This window comes from Woronichinia naegeliana WA131, from assembly GCA_025370055.1.
GTDB lineage: Bacteria > Cyanobacteriota > Cyanobacteriia > Cyanobacteriales > Microcystaceae > Woronichinia > Woronichinia naegeliana.
On record CP073041.1, the window covers coordinates 1,535,121 to 1,561,082 of the forward strand.

The window sequence follows — 25,962 nt, forward strand, 5'->3', positions numbered from 1 at the left end:
TTTAGGTCTTAAAAACATACATGGTCAGTCAAACAACAACCCCTACTAGAACTATTGGATTCACTCACGAGGATTTTGCCGCTCTTCTCGATAAATATGACTATCACTTCAGCCCTGGCGATGTTGTCGCTGGAACCGTCTTCAGTATGGAGTCCAGAGGGGCCTTGATCGATATTGGCGCGAAAACTGCCGCCTACATTCCTATTCAAGAAATGTCGATCAATCGGGTGGATGATCCCGATGAGGTGCTTCAGCCCAATGAAACCAGAGAATTTTTTATTCTGACTGATGAAAACGAAGATGGCCAGTTAACCCTATCCATTCGTCGCATTGAGTATATGCGGGCTTGGGAACGAGTGCGCCAACTTCAGGCAGAAGACGCTACGGTTCGCTCTAACGTATTTGCGACCAATCGCGGTGGAGCACTAGTGCGGATCGAAGGTTTACGAGGCTTTATTCCAGGTTCTCACATCAGTGTTCGGGAAGCTAAAGAAGATTTAGTAGGGGAAGATTTACCCTTAAAGTTTCTGGAAGTGGATGAAGAACGGAATCGTCTAGTTCTGAGCCATCGTCGTGCCCTGGTAGAACGCAAGATGAATGGTTTAGAAGTGGGTCAAGTTGTCATTGGCTCGGTACGGGGTATTAAACCCTATGGTGCCTTTATTGATATTGGTGGAGTCAGTGGACTACTACACATTTCAGAGATTTCCCATGATCACATTGACACTCCCCACAGCGTCTTCAATGTCAATGATGAATTAAAGGTCATGATTATTGATCTGGATGCGGAACGAGGACGGATTTCGCTTTCCACCAAGCAATTGGAACCAGAAGCCGGTGCGATGTTAAAGAACCGTGAACTCGTCTATGAAAAGGCTGAGGAAATGGCTGAAAAATATCGTCAGAAGTTATTGGCAGAGGCTGAAGGTCGTCCCATTGAGGAAGAAATTCTCGATATTCCCCCCGCTCTAGAAGAGATTGAAGATGATCTGGCGATCGCGGCCACTGAAGACGAATAACACTCATAACAACCGAGATCTTCCTTTTTGATCAGAAGACCTGGGTTGATCTAGTTAATACACTAATGAGAGGGGAGACCCTCTTTTTTATTGTTGGCTAAAATTGCCTACATCCCCATCACTTCATAGCCAGCATCGACATAGATAATTTGTCCGGTAATGCCACTGGCGAGATCACTGGCTAAAAAGGCAGCCGTGTTACCGACTTCCAACTGGGTGACAGTACGATGTAGGGGAGCAATCTCTTCCACATGGTGGATCATGTCTAAAATGCCACCCACCGCCGAAGAAGCTAATGTCCGAATGGGGCCAGCCGAAATACCGTTAACCCGTACATTTTGCGCCCCCATTTCTGCTGCTAGATAGCGGACACTCATTTCCAATCCGGCTTTGGCAATACCCATCAAATTGTAGTTAGGAATAACTTTAACGCCACCGAGATAGGACAGGGTAATCACACTACCGCCCTCACTCATCAAAGGTTTAGCTGAACGAACTAATCTGCTTAGGGAATAGGTGCTGATTTCTAAAGATTGACTAAAAGATGCCCTAGGAATATCACTAAAACTCCCAGATAAACCTTCCTTATCAGCAAATGCTAAACAATGAATGAGAATATCCAGTTTTCCCCATTTCTCAGCGATCGCGCTAAAGAGATCTTCCACTTGGGGATCATTTTGGACATCACAGGGCAAAATTAAACTGGGATTGAGAGGCTCAACCAACTCCCGTACTTTCTTCTCAAAACGTCCCTTCTCGTCGGGCAAAAAAGTAACCCCAATTTTGGCTCCGGCCCGATGTAGCTGTTGGGCAATGCCCCAGGCAATGGAGCGATTATTAGCAATCCCTGTCACCAGGGCAGTTTTTCCGCTTAAATCTAACATAAAGCTTTCTCTGGATAAATTCAGTCTAAAAGGCGAAAGAGCTTGTAACAGCCCAAAATATAACTATATCGCTCTGGTGATTCCCTCTATGACAAAATCCAAAATTCAGCCATCCGCTTGGTTTGTCAAACCCTTTTTTTTCTGTCTGACCTTGACAGTAGTGCTCTATTTATTAAGAGGCATGGCTATTCTGACTTTCTTACCCGGTAGTATCTGGCTAGGGTTAATCAGTCTCTGTTTAGGACTAGCTCTTCTCTATACCTGGGAAAAAAGTCGCCGTTGGTAAAACGGATTGAGATAAAATCCCAAATTTTTCTAGACTGGCCGCTAGGGAAGGTCAATCTGGCCCATATACTGGGGATAACTGCTCTGACGACATCCTCGGTTAGATGATTTTGCCAAGACAGCTTTAAGGTGATCCTAGGGAATGGGGACACAAGCAAAGGACTCAAACCTTTAGCGAAAACTGTTTTTTCATGACTGAATGAAGGATTGCTGTAACATTTATTTGCACTCCCTATCAAGATAAAGAAGAAAATTATGACAGGAAAAGTTTTAGAGAGTAATCCCAAAGGCATCTTGATTCTAATTCTGCCGATCGCCGTCGGTATGGTATTAATCTACAAAGCCTGGCGAGTAATTTTGCTATTAGCTGCTCTAGTGATGGGATTTATTGCCTGGGATACTTACCAATGGCAACAAAAATGTCAGCAAATTGACCCTCAGTTTAATCAACTGGTGAAGGCAAATCAGGGACAAATTACCCAAGCGGATCTCGCCATACAAGGGATTGCCAAGGGACGTGCTGCCCAACGTTATTTAAACGATAAGGTGGCAGAGTATGGAGCCTACCAGCGCAAAGTTAACGAAACAACGGTCTATTATTTTATTACCGCCAGTACGCTAGGAACCATTTTTGATAGCAGTGAACCAGCCAGTGAAGTGGAAATAGTTTCAGCCCCTGTAGAAAATGCTTCTCCCCAATTAACAGCAGCGATCGCTCCTCCGGTTATTTTGCCAGAATCGCCCAAAGCCGAAACCATCGTTGAAACGGAACCATCCAGTTTTAGTTCCGGGTCTAGCCCCTTTGCCAATTTGGCCGAAATCAAGGAAGAGCGCAAACAGTTAGCCGAACCCATTTGGGATGTTAACCCCGTCATCGATAGTGCCCCTAACTCGATTCATGAAAATTCTGACTCCGGCCTGACCTTAATCCAATCCGAATTAGCCAAGCGGTTAGACACCACCTCCAGCACGATCGCCCGTCGCAAAGCCGAAGCAGATTTTACGGAATGGAGTCAGAGCAAAGATCCTGATGGTCTGGGTTGGTCGTACGATCTCGATAGTAAACTGTTCAAATCAGTTTAGTTTAGTTTAGGTAGGAATACTTTCCCCGGGCCAAGGGTAAAGTTAACACCCTCTTACTTTTCTCGGCAAATCTGGACAAAATTTCTGATTCAAGCGGAAGATTTGATACTAAAATTCAGCAACAGTTACGTCATTTTGTCTAATCAAATCAGCGAGTATTAGTACTATGGGGAATGAACGGGTATCAGTCGGCATTATTGGCGCATCGGGGTATGGTGGAATTCAATTAGTCAGGTTGTTATTGGAACATCCCCAGGTTGAATTGACCTATCTAGGGGGACATAGTAGTGCAGGAAAACCCTATAGCCAAATTTATCCCCATCTCACCAATATTGTTAATCTCACCATTGAACCGATTGATTTAGAGGCGATCGCGGCCCGTTGTCAGGTGGTTTTTCTGGGATTGCCCAATGGATTAGCCTGTGATATGGCTCCAGTACTAACCGCCAAAGGTTGTAAGGTCTTAGATCTGTCGGCGGATTATCGGTTTAAAGACTTAGTGACTTACAGTGCTTGGTACGGTAAGGGGCGTACGGATAAGGTGGTGGCTGCCAAAGCCGTCTATGGACTCCCTGAACTTTATCGAGAAGAAATTAAGTCTGCTCAATTGATTGGTTGTCCAGGCTGTTATCCCACCGCCAGCTTAATGGCCCTCGCTCCCCTGCTCAAACAAGGTTTAATTGTACCAGAAACCGCGATCATTGATGCCAAGTCGGGAACCTCCGGTGGGGGACGGGAAGCCAAGGTGAATATGTTACTGGCGGAAGCGGAGGGATCTTTGGGAGCCTATGGCGTTGCGAAACATCGTCATACCCCTGAGATTGAGCAGGTTTGTAGTGATTTAGCCGGTCAAGACGTAAAAGTTCAATTTACCCCCCATCTCATTCCCATGGTGCGGGGCATCCTGTCCACGGTTTATGCCACTCTGCGGGATCCGGGTCTGGTTCGAGATGATTTGATCACCATTTACAGTGCTTTTTACCGTTCCTCCCCCTTTATTAAAGTCTTACCCAATGGGGTTTATCCGCAAACCAAATGGGCCTGGGGAACTAATCTCTGTTATCTCGGCATTGAAACTGACCCTCGTACCAATCGTGTCATTGTAATGTCTGCCATTGATAATTTAGTCAAAGGTCAGGCGGGCCAAGCTCTACAATGTTTAAATTTAATGATGGATTGGGAAGAAACCCTGGGATTACCCCGATTGGCCTTCTATCCTTAAAAAAGTCTTGAACATTATTATGATCACCTAGGGATAAGGAAGGCCCGTAGTTTTTCTTGTAAAATCGGCTTAAAGAATCTTGTCAGCCAATGTGAGGACTCCCTGCCATGAGAAAATCCCTGGGTTTGTTGTTATTGAGTCTTATACCCTGGGCGATCGCTGATGGTTTTTGGGGAGCCTCCAGGATTCAAGCGGGGGAAACCTGTAACTATATCAACAACCGTCTTTATATGGCCCAGGCTTACCTCAACACCAAAAATATCTGGGTTAGTCAGGGATGGTGGGTGATCGAACCAGGTCAATGTGTTGTCTATGCCGATCATGCCAGCACCTACTTTAAAATCGAAGAGGAACAAGCGGCACCTCGCCCGATAATTCCGCAAAGTGTTCAGACCGATCTCTGTGTTGTCAATGATCGTTTTACGGTTTATCAAGCCAGTGATGCCGCCGTTTGTGATAATCAGGATGGGTGCGACCTTTAGTTGATAAAAGCTGTTGTAATCAGGGTTCTACAGGGAACCCATATTGATCAAGTTTTGCCCAAAATTGACTCCATCGTTCCTTGGTCAATACCAAAGCTCGTAGGCTCAAAATAATTCCTGCTCCTTTTTCCTTCCATCGCATCCCTGAACAACATAATCGTTGTTTGACCAACGTCTTACAAGCTGCTTCCGTAACACCTGAACCAATCGGATACTTTTTCTCTAAGTATTCAGCATAATCCATTTGATGCTGATGATTCTCGTAATAAGTAATCGCCGCTTGTAGTTTCTCGGTAAGATTCTTAGAATGACTTTTTTCTTCTTTGACTTCTTTCATCAGATTTAGCAGTTCTCCTGCTTTTCCTTTTTCATGCTTGAGTTCTCGACAATTTTCAGTCAACCATTCTTTTTGTTTTGACACGGTATTCGGATGCAACGCTTCTGCCAAGGCACCTAAGTAACCAGAGGCATGATAGAAATCTAATATCTGTTCTTCCGTTTGCTTTTCTAAAAACTTCCAATTTGATTCTGCCCCGTCTGCTATCCCGACCAATGTTGCCTCTGGATAACGGTTTTTCGCTCGCTCAATTTCTCTTTCTAATCTTTCTAGAAAACTCTTTTTTCCATACTCTGGTGCCGCACCTAGATAGATTGTATGTTGACGTTCGCCTTCACTATCGTATAGGGAAACGGTTCCCACCATTGCTTCACGGTAGCCATCCTCACACATCAGCATACAGGTTCCATCTAATCCTATTCCCACTGTTGCAATTTGGCTATCCTCCTTGGGCGGGGCATAACTCCACGCTTCTTCTTTTGCCTGTACCACACTTCCTACTGCTTCACTCAATCTTTGGATATAGGATAGCGCTACTTTTCTACCATGATTTTCTAATAAATCATTTTTCACCTCTTTGCCTGCCATCCCTGACATTTTTGAGGATACCTGTTTTGCCAATAATGGCGTTGATGTTATGATTATCCTTGCTTCTCTTTCTAAGGGGCAATACGTTTTTCCTCAAAGGTGAACGCTGATATACATGACGATTCACTATAACCTCACCATAAGGTGTTTGATATTCTTTCGGTTGCTCTCCCTTACTCTTCCAGATTTCTTCACCGATTTTTAAGGGTGAACCATCTGTATCTAAATATTTCAAGGCTTCTTTGCTGGCGATGCAACCTACTTCGTTTAAGCCTTTTTGAATATTTATTTCTGTATCCAACATTGAACGACTTAGTTCTAATGTTAGTTCTATTTTTATCTTTGAACCCTCTACATTAATTAGTTTTGCTGTCATCATTGTTTCCTCTTTGTCACTTTTCATCTCATGTTAACACTTTTCTTTTCCTTCATCAACTAAAGGTCACACCCATCAGGATGGACTGATGACTCCTTTTACCGCCATTGGACAACAAAAAGAAGTGCTTCAAGAATCTAATCCCTAGCCATTCCTTGCTGGTTTGGATAGACTTCATCCCCGCCTTATTCCGTGCGCTCCTGAACCCGTAATCTTTTTTTACATTCGGCGATCGCTGACAGGAAAGGCTTTTCAGTATTTTTTACAAAATGTAATCTTGAATACAGCATTTTAGGACTTTTCTCTTTTTTCAAGTTAGACTATATTAGTCAATAAGCCATGTTACCCCTTGTAGGTATCTGTATGAGTATTAGTACCCTGTCTCCTCGCACGTCCAGTAGCTACTCTATTACCTTACTTAAGGATGAAGTCCGTCAGTTAGTCGAAAGAGGAACCGTTAGCCGTCATCAGCCGATCTATGTGTTATGCCAATATATTCCAGCACGGGAATGGGTTTGTGTTGAGTGTGAATTAGAGCGGAGTGATTTTCTGTTGCGGGATCAGATTGGCGATTTAATTTCTTCTGAATGTTGGGATAATGACTAGGCGATCGCGATGGAAAAATTTTCTTCGTGCCCAGTCTGTAGAGAAAACGATTAAGTAAGAAGGTCAGCTAACTGAAACGCGATCGTCAATGATGGGTCGTGGTTTGGTAGTAGTGATGGGCTATATTGAGAAAGGATGAATGGCTCCCCTTTTAAGTATTTGTATTCCAGCCTATAATCGTCCTTTTTGGCTACGGCGAGCTTTAGAATCCATTGCTGTCCCTGGTTATGATGGTTCTCAAGTAGAAATTATTATTACTGATGATTCGGATGATCAAACCGTAGAGACGATCGCCCAGGAGGTTTTAAAAAATTGGTCTGGAAAATGGCTGTATGAATTCCATGAGTCACGGTTAGGAATGGCTCAAAATTGGAATCGAGCGATTAGTTTGGCAACGGGAAATTATGTGATAGTTTTACACGATGATGACTTTTTATTATCGGGTGGTTTAGCAAGACTATTAAAGGGAATTAAACGTCTAAACGATCGTTACCCTGTCCTATTATTTGGAGTTTGGGTTGTAGATAGCCAAGAACAAGTAATGAAGCGTCAAGTTTTTAAAGATGATCGCTTTTTAGCTCCGAGAGAAGCTTTAATTGCTTTATTTTCTGATTCTTCTTTTGTGCGTTTTCCGGCGATCGCCATGAAACGATCTGTATTTGAAGAAGTTGGTTTTTTCTGTCCTGAGTGGCAAGAACCCTGCGATGTGGAAATGTGGATGCGTTTATTTGCCTGTTATGGGGCTTATTGTTGTCAAGAAGAGACCGTAGCCTATCGGGTACATTCTCAAGCTTTGACAATGGCTTCCTTTAATGAGCAAACGATCAGCATTCTTTTAAATTTATTTGAGGAGTTATCCCTCTTAAATCTTTTGAGTGAAGAGCAGTTAGAACAGTGCCAACAACAGTATTTCTATCAATACATTTTAGCGGGAGCTTGGCGACAGTTACGCAGAAGAAAATGGCAAGCTTTTAAACAGGTTATGGAATTATTAGAAGTTCCAAGCATCAAAGTATTAGTTTGTCCGAGAAAATGGTGGTTTTTGAGAGCAATCTTCAGTTTATTAGCCGATATTGTTTAAACTTTTTCTAGGTTCTTTTTTCTTGGAAACTGCGATCGCCAAATCGTCTCTACCAAGCTTTAGGTTTAAATTTTGGGTCGTTAAGAATTACCAAATTATCTCCCGATTGAGCAATCACAAATAAGCCCTGACGATAGGCATAACTAGCTACTTCTTTCGGTGTGACCATTGCCGCCACTGCTCCTAAAATCTTTAAACTTTGATAGCGAGGTAAAAGTCTTTTGAATTTATCGAGTCTTTCTAGATGTTCATCTACATCAGCTTGAGTTAGTTTACTTTTAACTTCGATTGCGATCGCATCCGATCCATTGACAACTAAAAGATCAATTTCAAGACCCTCATCTCCCCTCTGTACGGAAAGGTCAGAAGATAATTCGGTGACATCAATGCCTCGTTCATGGAAGAGACGAACCGCCGCAGGTCTAACTTGCCACTCCACAAATTCTCCCAAACGATTGCCTAGTTTACCTAATTGCTCATCAACTCGTTTGTTTTGTTCTTTGATCAATCGTTCTGTTTCCCGAAAACGGCGATCAGTTTCTTTTTGGGATTGAATAAGTTCCCCTAAGAGTTGCCAGACTTCATCTGCTGTTGTTGCCATTATTGATTTCCTGTAGTCTGATTAGTTTTATTGTAGGCGATCGCAGGTTCTTCTAAAGCTCAGTTTTAAAAGGAGAATTAAAAGCAATTTTGATAGTTACCCATTAAGACCCAACTAATTTTCATGGATGAGCCATTGTTTAAGTTCATTTTGATTGGTAAAATGCAAAATTTGATCACTTAATTTTTCTAGTTGTGATGTTGATAAGTTAGTAATTTGTTGTTGAATATCGGAGGGAAGGGAACCCAAACGATTATTTAATAGTTTAAGGATAATAATTAATTCTCCCTGTTGAAGTCCCTGTTGAAGTCCCTGTTGAGTTCCGCAGGGTGTGACCTTTAGTTGATGAAGGAAAAGAAAAGTGTTAACATGGGATGAAAAGTGACAAAGAGGAAACAATGATGACAGCAAAACTAATTAATGTAGAGGGTTCAAAGATAAAAATAGAACTAACATTAGAACTCAGTCGTTCAATGTTGGATACAGAAATAAATATTCAAAAAGGCTTAAACGAAGTAGGTTGCATCGCCAGCAAAGAAGCCTTGAAATATTTAGATACAGATGGTTCACCCTTAAAAATCGGTGAAGAAATCTGGAAGAGTAAGGGAGAGCAACCGAAAGAATATCAAACACCTTATGGTGAGGTTATAGTGAATCGTCATGTATATCAGCGTTCAGTAGGAGGAAAAACGTATTGCCCCTTAGAAAGAGAAGCAAGGATAATCATAACATCAACGCCATTATTGGCAAAACAGGTATCCTCAAAAATGTCAGGGATGGCAGGCAAAGAGGTGAAAAATGATTTATTAGAAAATCATGGTAGAAAAGTAGCGCTATCCTATATCCAAAGATTGAGTGAAGCAGTAGGAAGTGTGGTACAGGCAAAAGAAGAAGCGTGGAGTTATGCCCCGCCCAAGGAGGATAGCCAAATTGCAACAGTGGGAATAGGATTAGATGGAACCTGTATGCTGATGTGTGAGGATGGCTACCGTGAAGCAATGGTGGGAACCGTTTCCCTATACGATAGTGAGGGCGAACGTCAACATACAATCTATCTAGGTGCGGCACCAGAGTATGGAAAAAAGAGTTTTCTAGAAAGATTAGAAAGAGAAATTGAGCGAGCGAAAAACCGTTATCCAGAGGCAACATTGGTCGGGATAGCAGACGGGGCAGAATCAAATTGGAAGTTTTTAGAAAAGCAAACGGAAGAACAGATATTAGATTTCTATCATGCCTCTGGTTACTTAGGTGCCTTGGCAGAAGCGTTGCATCCTAATACAGTGTCAAAACAAAAAGAATGGTTGACTGAAAATTGTCGAGAACTCAAGCATGAAAAAGGAAAAGCAGGAGAACTGCTAAATCTGATGAAAGAAGTCAAAGAAGAAAAAAGTCATTCTAAGAATCTTACCGAGAAACTACAAGCGGCGATTACTTATTACGAGAATCATCAGCATCAAATGGATTATGCTGAATACATAGAGAAAAAGTATCCGATTGGTTCAGGTGTTACGGAAGCAGCTTGTAAGACGTTGGTCAAACAACGATTATGTTGTTCAGGGATGCGATGGAAGGAAAAAGGAGCAGGAATTATTTTGAGCCTACGAGCTTTGGTATTGACCAAGGAACGATGGAGTCAATTTTGGGCAAAACTTGATCAATATGGGTTCCCTGTAGAACCCTGATTACAACAGCTTTTATCAACTAAAGGTCGCACCCGTTCCGCATGAGTTTGTGGCTACGAGAGAATAAGGCTTTGAGCCTCCTGAATCCCGTTCAAAAGTTCTTTGATGGCGTGTTTTTCGCTCAATAACACTCATTGGAAGGTACAAAAGACGATGTTTGATGTATGTTTTTCCGTAAAGCCCTTGAGCAAGAAGCTTTTAGAAATACAAGAAGACACAAACTAATTCGGAATCAGACCTAGCCTATCGTTCAAAAATAAGATGCGTTTACCCTGTTCTATACTATAAAAATCAATCTCATAAAGTAGCCTATTCTCTCTCTGCTGAAAGTAATAAGCAAATTTTGCTCAATCTTGTTCAAAAAACTCTCAACTCTTAATAACTTAATGTTCAAACCATTCTGTGTTGCATTACTGGCATCTTATCGAACTGGCCAAAGGAGCGAACTTACTCCGTACTTTCACCCCCACAATCCAACTCTTTCGCTATTGTGTCCCCTGCGATCGCGCTAAACTAAAAAAGTCTCGTCCTTGGTTATCGGTTAACAAATATGTATCAAACCTTACCACCGCGATCGCCTCGTGAAACCCTACCCACCATGTACGATCTACCGAGTGAAGACCCGGAGGAACCTGGTTTGCCCGACGAATTTCATCTACTTCAACCAGAACTATTGCGCCAAACTTTTCGCCCTCCCAGCTATGAAATAGATAATTTTTTCACAGCCAGTGACCTGAATCTTTATTACGACCTGCACCATCCCCAATGGTATAAACGTCCAGATTGGTTTGCCGTGTTGGGAGTTTCCCGTCTCTATAACGACAGCGAGCTACGCTTAAGTTATGTGACCTGGCAGGAAGGCGTTTATCCTTTTGTCGTTGTTGAATTATTGTCACCAGGCACAGAGAAAGAAGATTTAGGTCAAACCTTACACGAGGTAAATCAGCCTCCCAATAAATGGACAGTCTATGAGCAAATGTTACGGATTCCTTACTACTTTGTCTTTAACCGCTATACCGACGAATTACAAGCCTTTAGTTTAGTCAAAGAAAGTTATCAGCCCTTATCCCTAGAAGGGGCGGGAGTCTGGTTAGAAAAAGCCCAATTGGGCCTAGGACTATGGCAAGGGAATTATCAGGGCGTAGAACGCCAATGGCTACGTTGGTATGACCGCGATGGTCAATGGATTTTGACTCCTGCCGAACAGGAGCGACAATGGGCTGAACAAGAAAGGCAACTTGCCGAACAGGAACGACAACGGGCTGAACAAGAAAGACAACTTGCTGAGCAGGAACGACAACGGGCTGACTCCGCAGAAATGGAGATTGCTCGGCTCAAACGACTTTTAGAGCAAGCTGGTATTAATCCCAATTCTTAGACGACCCAACGACAAATGTTCCCTTAAAATATTACTACCTGTAAATAATTCGTTGATAGCTTTTCCTATCAAAAGGGATGATAAGACTTCTGTGATAACATCAGATATAATCAACGAAAAATTTACAGCAAGACTAAATTTAGTTAGAGCCTATTTTCTTCTGCTCTTAACCCTCTCACATAAATACAATGTCCTTCAACGACTTTACCCTAGCCAGCGTCAAACAAAAATTTGGACTAAGCCTACACGAAACCCCTCACCTCTTTCAATCCATTGTCCCCATTACTATCAGTGAAACTCTCCAGCAATCGCTAGAAGAAAATACGATTCTTGCCCTAGCCAGTAATACTGAAAAGGCCCGCTCGGAAATGTTAATTACACCAATCTTGATTGAATTGCGTCGTTTTCTTAAATATCAAATCAGTTTTTTCTCTGGTATTAGCTTTAACATTGATCCTAGCCAGGGATTAAATGGAAACTGTGACTATATCATTAGCAATAGTCCAGAGCTTTTAATTTTAACGGCTCCGATAATGACATTAGTAGAAGCCAAAAAAGAAGACCTAAACTTAGGATTAGGGCAATGTTTAGCGGAAATGGTCGCTGCTCAAATTTTTAATCAACGGAATAATAGCTCTATTGATACAATCTATGGCGTAGTCACATCTGGCACAAACTGGCGGTTCTTAAAACTTATTAACCAAGAGGTTTATATTGATCTAAGTGAGTATTATTTACAAAATATTAATCAAATTTTTGGCATATTGGTCTATATGTTATCATCTCTTGCTAAAACTTAAATTGATCTTTTTAATCAAAAATTAACGCCATTTAATCAAAAATTAACGCCATGAAAACGCCTCAACACTGGTATGAAAAAAACAAAAGTCAACTGAAACAGTATCGCGGTCAGTGGATTGCTTATGATAGTGATGGCATTATTGCTCATCATGCTAAGTACGAAAAAAATGATTCAGTCTTTACCCCTAGAAGTACTGATTATCTGATCGGACGAATTTATGAAACAGAGTTTGTTGAGCCTGTAAAATTCTATCCTATTCGGTTTAAAATCCTAAAAAAGCACGAATGACAACCCAAATATCCTGTTACTTTACAGTTTCAGATTACCTATTATTAATCCTAGACATGAAAATTACTACCCTTGTTGGCGCAAGACCCCAATTTATTAAAGCTGCTGCTGTTTCTCGTATCCTGCGTGCTAACTCAAATATTAACGAGATTCTGATCCATACAGGACAACATTATGATCCTAATTTATTCTGATATATTTTTCAAGGAATTGGAAATCCCTAAGCCTGATTATCATTTAGGCATTGTTTCGGGGAATCATGGTCAACAAACAGGTAGAATGTTAGAGGCCATTCAAACCGTTTTAATTATAGAAAAACCTGATTGGGCTCTCGTTTATGGCGATACAAACTCAACTCTAGCAGGAGCCTTAGCCGCCGTTAAACGATCTATTCCTATTGCCCATATAGAGGTAGGTTTACGCTCTTTTAATCGCCAAATGCCTGAAGAAATTAATCGCGTTCTAACCGATCACAGTTCAGATTTGCTGTTTGCACCAACAGAGGCTGCTGTTAATAATTTAAAAAAAGAAGGCATTGACACGAATAAAATACGCCTTGTCGGTGATGTGATGTATGATGCGGCTCTTTTCTATGGGGAGGAAAGCGATCGCCAATGCCCTAATTGTTGGATATTTTGAGAATAATCCAAGTGAGCTGAAAACTATGACAATATTCTTTTAAGGTACTTAACGTAGTATGAGTCAGATCGTAACCGTTATTCGAGCTAAGAATCAATCCTTTGGAGATACTCTTAAGGAATTTTGGGAATATCGAGAATTATTGTATATGTTAACGCTGCGGCGTATTAGTGTGCGCTATAAGCAAACCATCGTTGGCATTGCCTGGGTGTTGATTCAGCCGTTAATAGCGATGACTATTTTTAACGTTATTTTTGGGAAGTTAGTGAAAATTCCTTCTCAGGGTATTCCCTATCCCATTTTTGTCTATTCTGCCTTGGTATTATGGGGATTATTTTCGGAGGGACTTAACCGTTCTAGTTTAAGTTTAATTGGGGAAGCCCAGTTAATTTCTAAGGTCTATTTTCCGCGTTTAATGATTCCTTTTTCTGCCGTCGCTTCTGCCTGGGTAGATTTTGCGATTTCGTTATTTTTATTATTGCCTTTGACTTTTATTTACGGATTAAGACCGACCTGGAGTTTACTGTTGATCCCTGTCGTAATGGTCATCACAATGATTCTAACGACGGGTTTGGGGGTGTTCTTAGCCGCGATGAATGTTCGTTACCGAGATTTTCAGTATCTTGTTCCTTTTTTAGTGCAGGTTTTGCTCTACGCTTCGCCTGTCGTTTATTCTATCGAAATTGTGCCTCCTCATTTACATTTTTGGTATTATTTGAACCCCCTCGCTGGCTTGTTGGATATGTTTCGATTTGCGGTCACGGGACAGACAACTTATAGCTGGTTAGGTTTTGGCTGGTCAGTCATTAGTTCTCTGATTTTCTTTGGCTTAGGAACCTGGGTTTTTCGTTCTGTGGAACGAGGTTTTGCCGATTATGTTTAGTCGTCATTACTTGTCAAAACCCATAATTTTGTTAAGAAAATGATCATCAATTTGCAGCTTTTGGGTATAGTGATAGAGGTAAGTTGTGTAGGTTTTGATGAGTCAACCAGTGATTCAGGTTCGGGATTTGGGTAAGTTGTATCGCATTCGTTCGACAGAGCGGCAACCTTACTCGAATTTGCGTGAGGAATTTGGTGAATGGTATTAAACGCTTTGTGGGGGGGATTTTGGCTAGTTCCAGTCTGAGTTTTTTCGTTGCAGGATGTGAGTTGTGATAGGTAGGGGAACTCAATAGACATCTCCATAATACTATAAAATCGACAAATATGCTATAATCATAGAAATTTAGACAGGAGTAACTATGCCTGAATACATCTATATGTGGGCTTATATTCAAAAACAGCCTCAAGAAACAAAGAGGTTGTTAGGAATAGAGTACCCAAAATTATTAGAGCTTATAACCTATGGCAAATTACTTAAAAAAGAATTTGAAGAAAGCAAAACCACACTGATTAAAGCAGGTGGTGGAAATAAACCGAAATTATCAGAGGAGGAGCAAATAGTTTTAATGCTAGTTTACTTAAGGCATTATCCGACCTTTCAGCTACTAGGAATAATGTTTGAAATAAGTGAATCGTCTGCCCATAATATATTCAATTATTGGCAGTCACTATTCGGAGAAAATTTACCAGCAAGTCTATTTGAACAACTAAAAAAGTTGCCAGAAGAAATAGAAAAAGTTAAAGAGGAGCTAATCCAACATGAACTAATAGTGGATGCGACAGAACAACCAGTAGAAAGACCTTTAGGGCAGGAGGCACAAAAACCATACTACTCAGGTAAACAAAAAAGGCATACCTCAAAAAGCCAAATAATCATTTGCCCAAAAATCAAGGAGATTGTGGATGTTGTGATAGGAGAAATAGGTTCAAAGAGCGATGTACAAATATTACGTCAAAGATTGGCTAAATTCCATCAAGAACAAGGCTTTCTAGGTGATAAAGCCTACGAGGGAGAATTCCAATTAACAACACCAAAAAAGAAACCAAAGGGGCGAGAATTAAGCAAAGAAGAAAAAGAAAGAAATAGTTGGTTATCGTCTCGACGAGTAGTGGTTGAACATATGATTCGATTGCTCAAAGTATTCAAAGTGATGCAAGAAAAATTTAGACTAAGAAAGGGAAGATATAAGTCATTAATCTCAACAGTATGTGGATTGGTGAGACTAAGGATAAATGCGCTGATATTAAGCATTATAAAATGTAGCGAATCAGGGCAGGTAATTGAGGTAAAGATGAGTCATTGTTTTTTGCCAGAATTGAATTTGGAGGTCTGAAAGCCCTGTAAACTCGTCTATGTACCAAGAAGTCTACTGAGTCTAGATTTAGCTACACTGCTTGCTAGACTAGGCTTTCCAGTTTTTGGAGATGTCTAATGGATAACGTTATTGCTATTATTAAGTCTTACAATGCAATTCCTATTCGTCTTACTCATCAACAATGGTCTCACATCGTCGAAAATCATGACTATATGGCAGGTTGTCTAGATTTGGTTTTAGAAACCCTTAGCGAACCGGATCTAATTATTCAAGGTTGGACAAATGAATTGATTGCTCTGAGACATTATGAAAAAACGGTTATTTCTCAAAAAGCGGCAATTGTTGTCTATAGAGAATTGTTAGAAGATGGTTTTGTGATTACTGCATTTTTAACTTCATCACCAGAAAAGGTTTACAAGCGAGGAATTTTATGGCAGAAGCCGAACTTCTAAAATCCGTTCCCTATTTGTTGACGGCTCCGTCTTCTCAGATTTGGACAAGTTATGATCAAGAAGCTGATGTTCTTTACATTAGTTTTCGCAAGCCTCAAAATGCGAATGATAGTGTTCTGGAAGATAGTTTAATTTATCATTATCATGATCAGGATTTAGTCGGCATCACGGTTTTAAATGCTTCTCAGTTGAAATGAATTCTGATGGGCAGAAAGTTTTGGTCAGGTTTTGGGTAGGATAGAAAGGTAAGTTGTTGGGGTTTTATGAGCCAACCAGTGATTCAAGTTCGGGATTTGGGTAAGTTGTATCGCATTCGTTCGACGGAACGGCAACCTTACCGCAATTTTTGTGAGGATATGGTGAATGGCATTAAACGCTTTGGGCGGATGGACTTTGGGCGAGTCCCAATCTAAGGATTTTTGGGAGTTAAAATTTAGCAAAGGTAAAAGTCTATGCAGTATCAAGTTTTTGTGAAAAATGAGTCTCCTGAGCGTTTTGTTGCTTCTGTGGTGGGAATGAATAATGTGATAGAGGTTGGAAAAACGGAGGAGGAGGCTATTGATCGAATTAGATTGGCATTAGAAGGTTTACTACACCAAGGCAAGTTTGTCAGTCTAGAGGTTCCATCTCCGTCAGAGTTTCCGCCGATGAAATATGCAGGGATTCTGGCCGATGATTCGAGTTTCGATGATCTCGTGGAAAAATTGGTCGCTATTAGGAAACAGGAGAATTTAAGGGATGACGAATGACTGTTTATATTTTTGATACTGATCACCTTAGCCTTTATGGGCGTAAACATACTGCTCTGATAACTAATTTAAGAGTAAAACGAATTAAGTTGATAACAACGGTGGTAAATGTTGAAGAACAATTAAGAGGTCGTTTAGCTCAGGTGGCGGAAGCAAAGTCAAGAAACCAATGTGTTTTTGCTTACCAAAGGTTAGTGGAGACGCTTCTATTGTTATCAGATTTTGAGATTTTGTTTTACGATGAAAATGCTGAAAAAGAGTACCAATTATTACGGAAACAGGGTCTTCGTGTGGGAAGTCAGGATTTGCGAATTGCTTCAATAGTTATTGCCTACGGGGGAGTTTTGTTAACGAGAAATTGTCAGGATTTTGAGAAAATTCCTGGATTATTGTTTGAGGATTGGTCAATTTAGGAAAGAGTCATAAGTTTTGTTAAAAAGGTGATGTTCTGGCTAGTTTTTGGGTAGGATAGAAAGGTAAGTTTTTGGGTTTCTATGGCTCAACCAGTGATTCAGGTTCGGGATTTGGGTAAGTTGTATCGCATTCGTTCGACGGAACAATCGCCTTACTCGACTTTTCGTGAGGATATAGTGAATGGCATTAAACGCTTTGTGCGGGGGGATTTTGGCCAGTCTCAGTCTAAGGATTTTTGGGCATTACGTTAAGGAAGTCAGTTTATGATGGTTCGATATTCATCTATCAATTTAAATTCGGACAATATTTCGGCAATTTTGGCTAGGGTCAAGGAGGAACCAGCAATTATTACCGACGAGATTCAGGACGTTGCCATTATTCTATCCATTGCTGAATACCAGAAAATCTTAAAAAATAATATTGAATCTTTTCAGCATTTTTGCGATCGCGTTGGTTTAGAGGCAGAGAATAGGGGGTTAACAGAAGAGTTTCTGTTCGAGATTTTAAATGATGAGTGAGCAACGGTTTTTTGTTGATAACAATATATTAGTTAGTCGGTTACTTGCACCAAATTCTATCCCAGCACAAGCGCTCAGGGTCGCGGTCGAAAAAGGAAAATTATTGATTTCAGCAGACACTTTGCGCGAGTTGTCTGTGGTGTTGAGTCGAAAAAAGTTTGATAAGTATGTTTCTCTTGAGAATCGGCAAGAGTTCATTCAGCGATTAGGGGTTATTTCTGAGCTAATCTTGATTCAAACTAGGATTACTATTTGTCGTGATCCAAGGGATAACAAGTTTTTAGAATTAGCCGTTGATGGGAAGGCACAAATTATTATTACGGGAGATCAGGATTTGTTGATTCTTAATCCGTTTGAAAATATAGACGTTTTAACGCCGAGGGATTTTCTATTGAGGTACGATGTGTAAAGTTTTCTTGATGATTTTTAGGGATTGAGTGATAAGTCTAAGTTTTTGGGTAGGATAGGAGGGTAAGTTTTTTGGTTTCTATGAGTCAGCCAGTGATTCAGGTTCGGGATTTGGGTAAGTTGTATCGCATTCGTTCGACGGAACAATCGCCTTACTCGACTTTTCGTGAGGATATAGTGAATGGCATTAAACGCTTTGTGCGGGGGGATTTTGGCCGGTCTCAGTCTGAGGATTTTTGGGCGTTGAAGGATGTCAGTTTTGATGTTCACCAGGGGGAAGTGGTGGGCATTATTGGGCGTAATGGGGCTGGAAAAAGTACTTTACTGAAGATTTTGTCGCGTATTGTGCAGCCTACGACGGGAGAAGCGATTATTCGCGGTCGGGTTGGTTCTCTGTTGGAGGTGGGGACGGGTTTTCATCCTGAGTTGACGGGACGGGAAAATATTTTTATGAATGGGGCGGTTTTAGGGATGAAACGGGCAGAAATTAAGAGACAGTTTGATGCGATCGCCGATTTTGCAGAGGTGGAGAAGTTTTTGGATACGCCAGTAAAGTTTTATTCGTCGGGGATGTTATGTCCGTTTGGCGTTTGCGGTAGCGGCTCATTTGGAGCCAGAGATTGTGGATAAGGTTTTGGCGTTGGGGGATACGGTTTTTCAGAAGAAGTGTTTGGAGAAGATAGGGTAAGGGTTTGTGAAAACAGACAAGTGGTTTTACGAGTTATTTTTATCGCAACAGGGGATGTTGGCGGAGTTATTACCAGGCATTGAGGCAAGTTGGCGATTTTCCTACAGTGCGCCAGTGATTAAGGAGAAGGAGTTTCGCATGGATGGGGTATTTACTCCAGTTTTGGATGACCCAAAGATACCCATCGTGTTTGCAGAAGCGCAGATGCAAATTGATGATAATTTTTATGGACGCTTTTTTGCGGGAATTTTTCTGTATTTGAGGCAGTATGAGGTACGTCGGGCTTGGCTAGGTTTATTAATTTTGCCCAGTCGGGGTCTGAACTTAGGGGCAGAGTTACCCTATCAAGACTTGTTAGACCAGCGAGTGACAACGCTTTATCTGAGCGAGTTGAGGGAACGCCAAGGTTTGAGTCCGAATTTAACCTTGTTACAGTTACTGGTGACGGATCAAGAGAGGAGCGCGGAGATCGCTAAAGTTTTGTTGAAAACGGCAGAAACGGATACAGAGTTTGAGCGGCGATTGAGTTTGATTGAGACTATACTGGGCAATAAGTTCCCTGAGTTAACCGAGGAAATGATTATGCAAATTCTAGATTTAAAAAAGATGGATATTACGCAATCTCGTTTTTATCAGGAGATTCGTGCTGAAAGTGAGGCGAATTTGGTGCTTCGTCTATTGAAGCGGCGGCTGGGAGAATTGTCTATTAGTCAAGAGGAACAGGTAAAGGGCTTGTCGGTGGAGCAGTTGGAGGCTCTGGGGGAGGCTTTGTTGGATTTTACGGTTATGGCCGATTTAGAAGGTTATTTGGCTCAGTGATAATACCAGGTGATGTTCTGGCTAGTTTTTGGGTAGGATGGAAAGGTAAGTTTTTGGGTTTCTATGAGTCAGCCAGTGATTCAGGTTCGGGATTTGGGTAAGTTGTATCGCATTCGTTCGACGGAACGATCGCCTTACTCGACTTTTCGTGAGGATATGGTGAATGGGATTAAACGCTTTGTGCAGGGGGATTTTGGCCGGTCTCAGTCTGAGGATTTTTGGGCGTTGAAGGATGTCAGTTTTGATGTTCACCAGGGGGAAGTGGTGGGCATTATTGGGCGTAATGGGGCTGGAAAAAGTACTTTACTGAAGATTTTGTCGCGCATTGTGCAGCCTACGACGGGAGAAGCGATTATTCGCGGTCGGGTTGGTTCTCTGTTGGAGGTAGGAACGGGTTTTCATCCTGAGTTGACGGGGCGGGAAAATATTTTTATGAATGGGGCGGTTTTGGGGATGAAGCGGGCGGAAATTAAGAAACAGTTTGATGCGATCGCCGATTTTGCGGAGGTGGAGAAGTTTTTGGATACGCCAGTTAAGTTTTATTCGTCGGGGATGTATGTGCGGTTGGCGTTTGCGGTGGCGGCTCATTTGGAGCCAGAGATTTTGATTGTGGATGAAGTTTTGGCGGTGGGGGATGCGGCTTTTCAGAAGAAGTGTTTGGGGAAGATGGGGGAGGTAAGTGAGAGGGACGGGAGGACGGTTTTATTTGTTAGTCATAATATGAGTGCTATGCAAAACTTATGTAGTCGAGTAATCTATCTAGAGGGTGGAATAATAATGGATGATGGAAATTCTCAAAAAGTAATTGAACAATACATAATGGTATCTAACAACAGTAAAAACCAAAAAAATTTAGCCAAGATGATAAGAAATAATAATGAATTAGGGATGAAGGCCAAAATATGTCAATGTTACATACTTAATTCAAGAAATAATCAAGACAACATTATAAAGTTTGGTGAGCCTTTTTCAATTGTATTATCAATTATCCCTTACCAGGAAATAAAGCATGCATCGGTTCTTGTTAGAATAGATTCTCTTATGAATGATGCAATTGTGACAACCGCGAGTGAAAGTCAGGATATTTACTTCGACTTGATACCACAACAAACGGTTGAAATTAAAACAAATTTTAAAGATTTATATTTAGCTCCTGGACAATACTGGATAACAATTGGTTTAAGACAAGATAGACAAGGGATTGATGAACTTTGCCAAATATGCCCTTTGGAAGTTGCTAATATTTTGTACCACAAAAACAAAAAATTCAGCAACACATGGGGCCATCTTGAATATTACCCTGTATGGGATAGTCGTTAATTATTATATTCGTTTTTAGCATGGCTATCAATACTCAAAAAACAATGATATTAAAGTTCAAAAATCTCATCTATAAAATGCTAAGTATAAACATTAAACAATTGTTATTGTTTGCTGTCTTTGTTAAGGACTTTTTAAGGCCCTACATTAGACACATTAAATATCAGGGATTTACACTTGTCTATTCAAAGGGGACTTCTCTCGTTGAAGTTAATGGAAATCCAACAGTTAGATTTGGTGGAGTTTATGAACCAAGAGAAAGTCTTATACTAGCTAATTGGCTATCGGAGGTTCGGGATAAGGAACCGATTTTTCTAGATATTGGAGCAAACATTGGACTGATGAGCCTAAATGTTTTATCCAGCGTCCCCGATACAAAAATATATGCTTTTGAGCCTGGAGAACACCAAAATTTTCTTTTAGGCAAAACTATTCAAACAAACAATCTTGAGCAAAAAATAACGTTGTACAAACAAGCATTAAGTAAAGAATCAGGCAAAGGATTATTTGCTGTTCATAAAACACAAGATTGTTCGGGAGATGGGCTTTTTGATACATTAAGAGCTGGTGAAGTAAATACTATAGAGGTTGAGTTAAATACACTTGATGATTGGTGGCAATCAGTTGGGTGTCCCCTCGTAGATGTTATGAAAATAGATACAGAAGGAGCAGAACTCTGGATTTTACAAGGAGGCGAAAAGATGATTCAATCCTGCAAGCCAAAGGTTTTAATGGAAATTAATGCTACCAACTTAAATCCTTATCCCTATTCTCCCCATGATATATTAAGCTGGCTTAATGGAATCGAATACTCTCTTCAGAGTTTATCAGGAATACCAGTTAATGCCGATAACCTGAAAAGCTCTCTTTTGGATTGCGAAAATTTTAAAGCTATTCCCTTTAAGTCTTAAAAATCAATGACTTTAGTTAGAATCATCAAAAACTGGGATTATCCAGATTTACTACGTCAAACTCCCGACTCTTTAGGAAGATGGGAGCAGATACAATTTACTTGTGATGATGTAGAGGAAGCTGATTATGTCATTATTCTAAACGGCTCGTTATGTAATCTAGAGGTGAAATGCGTCCCAGAAAATATTTGGATTATCGTACAAGAACCGCCAACTAACGATGTTAAAAACTGGCACTTTATTCCCAATCATTGCAACAAAATGTTTACTTCAGACGAAAGTAAAGTCGGAAAAAATTATGTTCATTCACATCCAGCATTGCCTTGGCACGTCAATAAAACATACAATGAATTATTATCTTACTCCACGCCTATAAAGAGTCAAAATATATCTTGGATTACGAGCAATAAAACATTTTATGATGGACACAAAAAAAGACTTCTATTTATGGAAAAGTTAAAAAATATTTTAGACTTTGATTTATATGGAAAAGGTTTTAAGGAAATTCCTGACAAATGGACAGCTCTTACCCCATATAAGTATTCATTTGCGATTGAGAACTTTAGTAATCAATATTATTGGAGTGAAAAAATAGCAGATTGCTTTCTCTCTTGGACAATGCCTATCTATTATGGGTGTAAAAATATTACTCATTATTTTCCTAAAGAATCTCTTATTCAAATTGATATCGATTCAGATACAGTAATTGAAGATATCAAACTAGCCTTGAGTGAGAAAAGATGGGAAAAAAGTTTAGATGCTATCTCTTACGCTAGGACTTTAGTTTTAAATAACTATCAATTATTTCCTTTTATTACGTCTCATATAATTAGCTCTGAGAACAGGAGAGGGGCGTTTCATAAACCCCAAAAAGTAGTTATCCCAAATCAACTTGAATCATTAAGCAATGGTTCTTTTAATTGGGCGAATATATTAAAGCAATTTAAAATATAATTGTTAAAATCATGCCAAATAATGATTATGTAAAAATCAGTATTTTAATGCCTGTCTATAACGGAGAAAAATATCTTCGTGAAGCAATTGACAGTATTCTCAATCAAACCTTTACCGATTTTGAATTTTTGATCGTTGACGACGGCTCAACAGATAACAGTGTTGAAATCATCAATTCTTATCAAAATTCTCGGATTAATCTTGTTAAAAATGATAAAAATGAAGGCTTAGTTTACACCCTTAATCGAGGTTTATCTTTAGCCAAAGGTGAATATATTGCCAGAATGGATTGTGATGATATTAGTCTTCCAGAACGACTTAAAAAACAAATTGATTTCCTCGATTCCAACTCTGAAATTGCCGTAGTAGGAACTTGGATAAAAGTCATTAACGAAAAAGAAGAACCTCAAACAACTTGGCAGTATCCCCTTAAACCATTGGAAATTCAGTGGAATCTATACTTTTATTGTCCGTTAGCTCATCCTAGCGTAATGTTTAGAAAAAGAATTATATTGTCCAATGGCAGCTACTCTCCAGAAATGACTCATGCAGAGGATTATGAATTATGGTGGCGACTGAGTAAAAAATATTTATTGGCTAACTTACCTGATATTTTGTTAATTTATAGGCAACATCAAAGCAGTATAACTAATGAGCATCATCAAAGTCACATTCAAAAAGCCTCAAAAATCAACCAGATAATTATTGAAGATATTTTAGCTAAACGAGTTCATTATGATAATACCTACGATTTATTTTATCAAAATAATAAAACCTATCAGCAAGCTAAAAATAATTCCCTATTGACTTACAAAATTTATCAACAATTTCAACAAAAACATAATCTGACAACATCTGAAAATCAATATTTAAAACAAGATACTGCAAACAAAATTTATAACTTTACTCGTCCCCATATTCGCCAGATCAAATCATGGAAGTTTATTTTATTAGCTTTTTATTTAAATCCCTATCTTATCTCAATATTTATTAGTAGTCTCTCAATTTGGAAGAAATATATTTTAAAAATCCCAAAATAATGAAAACTGATAAACTTTTTTATCGTATTTTCTTAGAAAATCCTAGTTTGATCTCAGAATTATTACCAGACATCCCCAAAAATTGTGAGTTTGAATATAGCGCACCTGTGATTAAAGAAACCGAGTTTCGCCTTGATGGTATTTTAAGTCCTACGGCTCAGGATTTAGATTTCCCATTGATCTTTTTAGAAGCGCAAATGCAAAGTGATGAAGGATTTTATCGTCGCTATTTTGCCGAACTATTTCTCTATCTTCAACAATATCCCACCGCGAGACCTTGGCGAGGTTTATTGATTTTTCGCAGTCGAGAACAAAAATTAGGGTCAGAAAAAGCTTATGAAACCTTGCTAGAACAACAAGTACAAAGGCTGTATCTCAATGATCTGTTATCTTTAACAAATTTAAGTTCTAATTTGGGCTTGTTAAAATTATTGGTAGTCAGAAAGTCAGGGGTGGCGACTACCGCAAAGGAGATTTTAGCCAAAGCCCGTAATACCCAAGAGTTTAGACAGCAATTGGAGTTAATTGAGGTTATACTGGCCAATAAGTTTCCCACTTTAACAGCCGAGGAGATTTCAGCAATGTTCGACTTAAAGACCGCAACGGTCAAAGAACCCCGCTTATACGATTATCTGGTGAACTATTGGCAACAAGAAGGTCGTCAAGAAGAAGCATCCGCAATGGTGTGTCGTCAGTTGGCTCGGCAGTGTGGGGTTTTGTCTTCCGTTCAGGTGGAGCAGGTGAAGGCTTTGCCTGTTAGCCAGCTAGAAACATTGGGAGAAGCCTTACTAGACTTTTCAAGTTTATCAGACCTAGACAATTGGCTACAAACAAATTGAATTAACTGAGCGTATGAAAAAAATTCTTTTCTTTACCCCCTCTTGTCACCGTACAGGCTCAGAAATTGTCCTCTACAATCTCATTTCAAATATAGATAAAAGTAAATTTAAAGCTGTTGGTGTCGTAACTTATCTTAAAGGAGAATTACTTTCTCAATTTGAACCTGATATATTTACAATTGATTTTGAACATAGCTATCCTCAAATACTTCCATTATTAGAGCGATTGAAAATTAAAGCATTTAAACAAGACTTTTATCAACAGTTTTTAACAAAAATACACAAAAAACTTAAACCAGATATTTGGTATATTAATACAATCATACAGTCCGAAGTTTTGTATGCGGCGAAACTGCTTGATATTCCCTGTATTGTTCACTCCCATGAACTTGAACAAATGCTAACCAATCTCAGTGCTGATTATATCGAGCTATTAATTTCCTATCCTAAATTAATTATTGCTTGCTCTAAAACTGCCGAAAAAGTGCTAAAAAGACTAGGACGTAACGACAACATAGAAGTTTGTTATCCTAGCATTGACACTTCGTTCTTAGATCAATATACTGACCCAGATTGTAAGGTTAGATTTAGAGAAAAATATAATCTTCCCCAAAATGCTTTTATATGGCTAATGTCTGGTACAACTGATACCAACAAAAACCCCATTAGATTTATAGAACTCGCAAAAATTATTATTGAACAGTATCCTAACGTTTATTTTATCTGGCTTGGTAGTGATTCCAAGTCGGCAATGAATACCTATCTAACTCAGTATAGCAACGAACTAGGCATCTCTAAAAAAATCAGATGGGTTGATAGTCTAAAGCAAAAAGAATATTATCAATATTTCACGACAGTAGATAGCCTTATATTAACCTCAAGTAGGGAGTCCTTTTCTATCGTTACCTTAGAAGCAATGTATCTAGGCAAACCTGTTATCAGCCTTGATTGTGGTGGCCCAAGTGAAATTATAATCAAGGATACAGGGCAAATTATTAATTCCTGGGATAATGGCACAATTGCTAAAGCGATGATAGAAGTAATGAGTCAAAAAACTGATTATAATTGTATCACAGCCAAACAACAATCTAGTATTTTTTCAATAACTAATCAAGCCAAAAATTGGAACAAAATACTATTAAAATATTTCTCTTGAAAATTTAAATTCATACAATCTTCTTAACAAATATGCCCCTAAATTTAGTAACAAAAAAAGCAATCAAGTACAAGCTTAAATCACTTTTGAGATTCACTCGACTATATTCAATTTATTTACTATTTCTAAAGTTCAAAGAA

At 39.7% G+C, this 25,962-nt stretch carries 32 protein-coding genes and 2 pseudogenes; 31 read left to right on the forward strand and 3 right to left on the reverse strand.

Features of this window, described 5'->3' with window-relative positions; all coding sequences use genetic code 11:
* Nucleotides 1-20: 20 nt before the first annotated feature.
* A complete protein-coding gene (locus tag KA717_07895; GenBank protein UXE62651.1) occupies nt 21-1,019 on the forward strand; it encodes a 30S ribosomal protein S1 in 999 nt (332 codons plus the stop codon).
* A gap of 107 nt (nt 1,020-1,126) precedes the next feature.
* On the opposite strand, the gene fabI is transcribed toward KA717_07895, so the two are convergent.
* A complete protein-coding gene (gene fabI / locus KA717_07900; GenBank protein UXE62652.1) occupies nt 1,127-1,903 on the reverse strand; it encodes an enoyl-ACP reductase FabI in 777 nt (258 codons plus the stop codon).
* Nucleotides 1,904-1,991: 88 nt separating this feature from the next.
* Between fabI and KA717_07905 the strand changes: the two genes are divergently transcribed.
* The 4 genes from KA717_07905 to KA717_07920 all read left to right on the forward strand — a co-directional run bounded on the left by KA717_07905 (nt 1,992) and on the right by KA717_07920 (nt 4,975).
* Nucleotides 1,992-2,189 (forward strand): hypothetical protein, encoded by a 198-nt coding sequence (locus KA717_07905; GenBank protein ID UXE62653.1) that lies wholly within the window; start codon nt 1,992-1,994, stop codon nt 2,187-2,189.
* Nucleotides 2,190-2,443: 254 nt separating this feature from the next.
* Nucleotides 2,444-3,271 carry a hypothetical protein gene (locus tag KA717_07910; GenBank protein UXE62654.1) on the forward strand — a complete coding sequence of 276 codons (828 nt, stop codon included), beginning with the start codon at nt 2,444-2,446 and terminating at the stop codon, nt 3,269-3,271.
* A 166-nt stretch (nt 3,272-3,437) separates the two neighbouring features.
* On the forward strand, nt 3,438-4,493 hold the full coding sequence (gene argC, locus KA717_07915; GenBank protein UXE62655.1) for an N-acetyl-gamma-glutamyl-phosphate reductase: 1,056 nt from the start codon (nt 3,438-3,440) through the stop codon (nt 4,491-4,493).
* 107 nt (nt 4,494-4,600) lie between these two features.
* Complete coding sequence (locus tag KA717_07920; protein ID UXE62656.1) at nt 4,601-4,975, forward strand: DUF1036 domain-containing protein; 375 nt, start codon at nt 4,601-4,603, stop codon at nt 4,973-4,975.
* Nucleotides 4,976-4,994: 19 nt separating this feature from the next.
* Here the strand turns inward: KA717_07920 and KA717_07925 are convergent.
* Nucleotides 4,995-6,276 (reverse strand): annotated as a pseudogene (locus KA717_07925) (ISKra4 family transposase).
* 363 nt (nt 6,277-6,639) lie between these two features.
* Between KA717_07925 and KA717_07930 the strand changes: the two are divergent.
* Both KA717_07930 and KA717_07935 read left to right on the forward strand, forming a co-directional pair.
* Nucleotides 6,640-6,882: a DUF4327 family protein gene (locus KA717_07930; protein ID UXE64591.1), complete on the forward strand. Its 243-nt coding sequence runs from the start codon at nt 6,640-6,642 to the stop codon at nt 6,880-6,882.
* A 139-nt stretch (nt 6,883-7,021) separates the two neighbouring features.
* On the forward strand, nt 7,022-7,963 hold the full coding sequence (locus KA717_07935; GenBank protein UXE62657.1) for a glycosyltransferase: 942 nt from the start codon (nt 7,022-7,024) through the stop codon (nt 7,961-7,963).
* Nucleotides 7,964-8,012: 49 nt separating this feature from the next.
* Here KA717_07935 and KA717_07940 read toward each other — a convergent pair whose 3' ends face one another.
* Entirely contained in the window at nt 8,013-8,564 is a 552-nt protein-coding gene (locus KA717_07940; protein UXE62658.1) for a hypothetical protein, read from the reverse strand.
* Between the two features lie 401 nt (nt 8,565-8,965).
* Between KA717_07940 and KA717_07945 the strand changes: the two genes are divergently transcribed.
* The 24 genes and pseudogenes from KA717_07945 to KA717_08060 all read left to right on the forward strand — a co-directional run bounded on the left by KA717_07945 (nt 8,966) and on the right by KA717_08060 (nt 25,822).
* The gene (locus KA717_07945) at nt 8,966-10,246 is read left to right on the forward strand and encodes an ISKra4 family transposase (protein ID UXE64592.1); all 1,281 of its coding nucleotides are present in this window, start codon (nt 8,966-8,968) and stop codon (nt 10,244-10,246) included.
* Between the two features lie 402 nt (nt 10,247-10,648).
* A complete protein-coding gene (locus tag KA717_07950; GenBank protein ID UXE62659.1) occupies nt 10,649-10,831 on the forward strand; it encodes a hypothetical protein in 183 nt (60 codons plus the stop codon).
* A 13-nt stretch (nt 10,832-10,844) separates the two neighbouring features.
* The gene (locus KA717_07955) at nt 10,845-11,624 is read left to right on the forward strand and encodes a Uma2 family endonuclease (GenBank protein UXE62660.1); all 780 of its coding nucleotides are present in this window, start codon (nt 10,845-10,847) and stop codon (nt 11,622-11,624) included.
* A gap of 368 nt (nt 11,625-11,992) precedes the next feature.
* Complete coding sequence (locus KA717_07960) at nt 11,993-12,424, forward strand: hypothetical protein (protein ID UXE62661.1); 432 nt, start codon at nt 11,993-11,995, stop codon at nt 12,422-12,424.
* 50 nt (nt 12,425-12,474) lie between these two features.
* On the forward strand, nt 12,475-12,714 hold the full coding sequence (locus KA717_07965; GenBank protein ID UXE62662.1) for a DUF5678 domain-containing protein: 240 nt from the start codon (nt 12,475-12,477) through the stop codon (nt 12,712-12,714).
* 210 nt (nt 12,715-12,924) lie between these two features.
* On the forward strand, nt 12,925-13,353 hold the full coding sequence (locus tag KA717_07970; protein UXE62663.1) for a UDP-N-acetyl glucosamine 2-epimerase: 429 nt from the start codon (nt 12,925-12,927) through the stop codon (nt 13,351-13,353).
* A gap of 58 nt (nt 13,354-13,411) precedes the next feature.
* Entirely contained in the window at nt 13,412-14,236 is an 825-nt protein-coding gene (locus KA717_07975; GenBank protein ID UXE62664.1) for an ABC transporter permease, read from the forward strand.
* A gap of 379 nt (nt 14,237-14,615) precedes the next feature.
* Nucleotides 14,616-15,572, forward strand: coding sequence for a transposase (locus tag KA717_07980; protein ID UXE62665.1), 957 nt, complete (start codon nt 14,616-14,618; stop codon nt 15,570-15,572).
* A gap of 98 nt (nt 15,573-15,670) precedes the next feature.
* A complete protein-coding gene (locus tag KA717_07985) occupies nt 15,671-16,006 on the forward strand; it encodes a hypothetical protein (protein UXE62666.1) in 336 nt (111 codons plus the stop codon).
* Nucleotides 15,985-16,203, forward strand: a complete 219-nt coding sequence (locus KA717_07990; GenBank protein UXE62667.1) for a DUF2283 domain-containing protein — start codon at nt 15,985-15,987, stop codon at nt 16,201-16,203. Before KA717_07985 ends, KA717_07990 begins: the two co-directional genes overlap by 22 nt.
* A 66-nt stretch (nt 16,204-16,269) precedes the next feature.
* Nucleotides 16,270-16,419 carry a hypothetical protein gene (locus tag KA717_07995; protein ID UXE62668.1) on the forward strand — a complete coding sequence of 50 codons (150 nt, stop codon included), beginning with the start codon at nt 16,270-16,272 and terminating at the stop codon, nt 16,417-16,419.
* Nucleotides 16,420-16,458: 39 nt separating this feature from the next.
* The gene (locus tag KA717_08000) at nt 16,459-16,755 is read left to right on the forward strand and encodes a type II toxin-antitoxin system HicB family antitoxin (protein ID UXE62669.1); all 297 of its coding nucleotides are present in this window, start codon (nt 16,459-16,461) and stop codon (nt 16,753-16,755) included.
* Nucleotides 16,752-17,168 carry a type II toxin-antitoxin system VapC family toxin gene (locus KA717_08005; GenBank protein ID UXE62670.1) on the forward strand — a complete coding sequence of 139 codons (417 nt, stop codon included), beginning with the start codon at nt 16,752-16,754 and terminating at the stop codon, nt 17,166-17,168. Before KA717_08000 ends, KA717_08005 begins: the two co-directional genes overlap by 4 nt.
* A gap of 81 nt (nt 17,169-17,249) precedes the next feature.
* On the forward strand, nt 17,250-17,420 hold the full coding sequence (locus tag KA717_08010) for a hypothetical protein (protein ID UXE62671.1): 171 nt from the start codon (nt 17,250-17,252) through the stop codon (nt 17,418-17,420).
* 12 nt (nt 17,421-17,432) lie between these two features.
* Entirely contained in the window at nt 17,433-17,687 is a 255-nt protein-coding gene (locus KA717_08015; protein UXE62672.1) for a hypothetical protein, read from the forward strand.
* A complete protein-coding gene (locus KA717_08020; protein UXE62673.1) occupies nt 17,677-18,096 on the forward strand; it encodes a putative toxin-antitoxin system toxin component, PIN family in 420 nt (139 codons plus the stop codon). Before KA717_08015 ends, KA717_08020 begins: the two co-directional genes overlap by 11 nt.
* 80 nt (nt 18,097-18,176) lie before the next feature.
* Nucleotides 18,177-18,777, forward strand: a pseudogene (locus KA717_08025) (ATP-binding cassette domain-containing protein).
* A 12-nt stretch (nt 18,778-18,789) separates the two neighbouring features.
* Complete coding sequence (locus KA717_08030; protein ID UXE62674.1) at nt 18,790-19,602, forward strand: DUF2887 domain-containing protein; 813 nt, start codon at nt 18,790-18,792, stop codon at nt 19,600-19,602.
* 63 nt (nt 19,603-19,665) lie between these two features.
* Entirely contained in the window at nt 19,666-20,922 is a 1,257-nt protein-coding gene (locus KA717_08035; protein UXE62675.1) for an ABC transporter ATP-binding protein, read from the forward strand.
* 20 nt (nt 20,923-20,942) lie between these two features.
* Entirely contained in the window at nt 20,943-21,833 is an 891-nt protein-coding gene (locus KA717_08040) for an FkbM family methyltransferase (GenBank protein ID UXE62676.1), read from the forward strand.
* A gap of 6 nt (nt 21,834-21,839) precedes the next feature.
* On the forward strand, nt 21,840-22,787 hold the full coding sequence (locus tag KA717_08045) for a glycosyltransferase family 10 (GenBank protein ID UXE62677.1): 948 nt from the start codon (nt 21,840-21,842) through the stop codon (nt 22,785-22,787).
* Between the two features lie 47 nt (nt 22,788-22,834).
* Nucleotides 22,835-23,827, forward strand: coding sequence for a glycosyltransferase (locus KA717_08050; protein ID UXE62678.1), 993 nt, complete (start codon nt 22,835-22,837; stop codon nt 23,825-23,827).
* A complete protein-coding gene (locus KA717_08055) occupies nt 23,827-24,666 on the forward strand; it encodes a DUF2887 domain-containing protein (protein ID UXE62679.1) in 840 nt (279 codons plus the stop codon). The genes KA717_08050 and KA717_08055 overlap by 1 nt, the downstream gene beginning before the upstream one ends.
* Before the next feature lie 13 nt (nt 24,667-24,679).
* Nucleotides 24,680-25,822 carry a glycosyltransferase gene (locus tag KA717_08060; GenBank protein ID UXE62680.1) on the forward strand — a complete coding sequence of 381 codons (1,143 nt, stop codon included), beginning with the start codon at nt 24,680-24,682 and terminating at the stop codon, nt 25,820-25,822.
* Nucleotides 25,823-25,962 lie beyond the last annotated feature (140 nt).